This window comes from Marinomonas sp. TW1, from assembly GCF_001625355.1.
Classification (GTDB): Bacteria; Pseudomonadota; Gammaproteobacteria; order Pseudomonadales; family Marinomonadaceae; genus Marinomonas.
In genome coordinates, this window is the sequence record NZ_JSEE01000032.1 from 1 (window position 1) to 2,742 (window position 2,742).

At 44.0% G+C, this 2,742-nt stretch carries 1 protein-coding gene; it reads left to right on the top strand.

What is annotated here, in order from left to right; all coding sequences use genetic code 11:
* The coding region (locus OA79_RS17710; protein ID WP_156486298.1) for a beta strand repeat-containing protein at positions 1–2,742 on the top strand (2,742 nt) is incomplete at both ends.

Sequence of the window (2,742 nt, forward strand, 5' to 3'; positions counted from 1 at the left end):
CTTTGAATGCTATCGACATCAATGCAGAGAATGTCACGAGTTCAGGCACCGTCTTAGCACAAGACGGTGCTTTAACCATTCAAACGAACCAACTGGATAACCAGGGTTCCTTGGCAGGTAAAGGCATTACTATCAATGCCACCGAACTAAACAACAGTTCGGTTAACGGTAAAGTCTATTCAACAGATAAGCTTGATTTAAATATCGCTGGAAACGTCACAAATACAGATGGTGCTCTGGTGCATGCGGATTCAGATCTGACCTTGGATGCTGAAGGCAATCTCACCAACACAAATTCTACGATTGAAGCTTTAAATCAGGTCGACATTAAGAGTCAGAACCTCACCAGCTCCGGGACGATTCTGGCACAAGACGGCACGTTAACCATTCAAACCAGCAAGATGGATAACCAAGGTTCCTTGTCTGGTAAAGGCATTACGATTGATGCCACCGAACTGAGCAACAGTACAACAAGCGGGAAAATTTATTCAACCGATGCCGTTGCTTTAAACATTGAAGGGGCAATCACCAACCAAAATGGTGCTCTGGTGCATGCGGATTCAGATTTTACCTTGGGTGCTGAGGGCAATCTCACGAACACAGATTCCACCATAGAAGCTGTCAACAGCATCGAAATCAGTGCTGAGAATGTCACGAGTTCAGGCACCGTCTTAGCCCAAGACGGCATTTTAACCATTCAAGCTAACAAGGTGGATAACCAAGGTTCCTTGTCTGGTAAAGGCATTACGATTGATGCCACCGAACTGAGCAACAGTACAACAAGCGGGAAAATTTATTCAACGGATGCGATAGCACTGAATGTACAAGGCAACATCACTAATGACGATGGCGCTCTGGTGCATGCGGATTCAGATTTTACCTTGGATGCTGAGGGCAATCTCACGAACACAGATTCCACGATTGAAGCTTTAAATACTATCGACATCAATGCAGAGAATGTCACGAGTTCAGGCACCGTCTTAGCCCAAGACGGTGCTTTAATCATTCAAGCTAACAAGGTGGATAACCAAGGTTCCTTGTCAGGTAAAGGCATCACGATTAATGCCATCGAACTAAACAACAGTACGGTTAACGGTAAAGTCTACTCAACAGACAAACTCGATCTTAACATTACTGGCGATGTCTCAAATAAAGACGGCGCGTTACTGCACGCGAGCACAGCTTTAACTGTGGATTCAGGTGATGGTACCTCCTCGGGTAAATTGACCAACACAGATTCCACAATTGAAGCTTTTAATACTATCGATATCAATGCAGAGAATGTCGCGAGTTCAGGCACCGTCTTAGCCCAAGACGGTGCCTTAACCATTCAAACCAACAAGGTGGATAACCAAGGAACCTTGGCAGGTAAAGGCATTACGATTAAAGCCACCGAACTAAACAACAGTACAGTTAACGGTAAAGTCTATTCAACAGATAAGCTTGATTTAAATATCGCTGGAAACGTCACAAATACAGATGGTGCTCTGGTGCATGCGGATTCAGATCTGACCTTGGATGCTGAGGGTAATCTCACTAACATAGATTCCACGATTGAAGCTTTAAATCAGGTCAACGTCAAGAGTCAGAACCTAGCAAGCTCAGGGACGATTCTGGCACAAGATGGAAGTTTAACAATAGACACCAACCAAGTTACCAACCAAGGTGCTTTGGCAGGTAAAGGGATTATTATCAATGCCACCGAACTGAGCAACAGTACGGTTAACGGTAAAGTCTATTCAATAGATAAGCTTGATTTAAACATCGCTGGAAACGTCAAAAATACAGATGGCGCTCTGGTACATGCGGATACTGATCTGACCTTGGATACTGAGAGCAATCTCACTAATACAAATTCTACGATTGAAGCTTTAAATACTATCGACATCAATGCAGAGAATGTCACGAGTTCAGGCACCGTCTTAGCACAAGACGGCACCTTAACCATTCAAACCAACAAGGTGGATAACCAAGGAACCTTGGCGGGTAAAGGCATCACGATTAATGCCACCGAACTGAACAACCGTACGGTTAGCGGTAAAGTCTACTCAACAGATAAACTGGATCTCAATATCACAGATGATGTGACCAATGAAGATGGCGCTTTAGTTCATGCGGATTCCGATCTGACTTTAGATGCTGAGGGTAATCTCACTAACATAGATTCCACGATTGAAGCTTTAAATCAGGTCAACGTCAAGAGTCAGAACCTAGCAAGCTCAGGGACGATTCTGGCACAAGATGGAAGTTTAACAATAGACACCAACCAAGTTACCAACCAAGGTGCTTTGGCAGGTAAAGGGATTATTATCAATGCCACCGAACTGAGCAACAGTACGGTTAACGGTAAAGTCTATTCAATAGATAAGCTTGATTTAAACATCGCTGGAAACGTCAAAAATACAGATGGCGCTCTGGTACATGCGGATACTGATCTGACCTTGGATACTGAGAGCAATCTCACTAATACAAATTCTACGATTGAAGCTTTAAATACTATCGACATCAATGCAGAGAATGTCACGAGTTCAGGCACCGTCTTAGCACAAGACGGCACCTTAACCATTCAAACCAACAAGGTGGATAACCAAGGAACCTTGGCGGGTAAAGGCATCACGATTGATGCCACCGAACTGAACAACAGTTCAGCAAACGCCAAGATTTATTCCACCGATGCGATAGCATTGAATGTGCAAGGTAACATCATCAATGAAGATGGCGCTCTGGTACATGCGGATACTG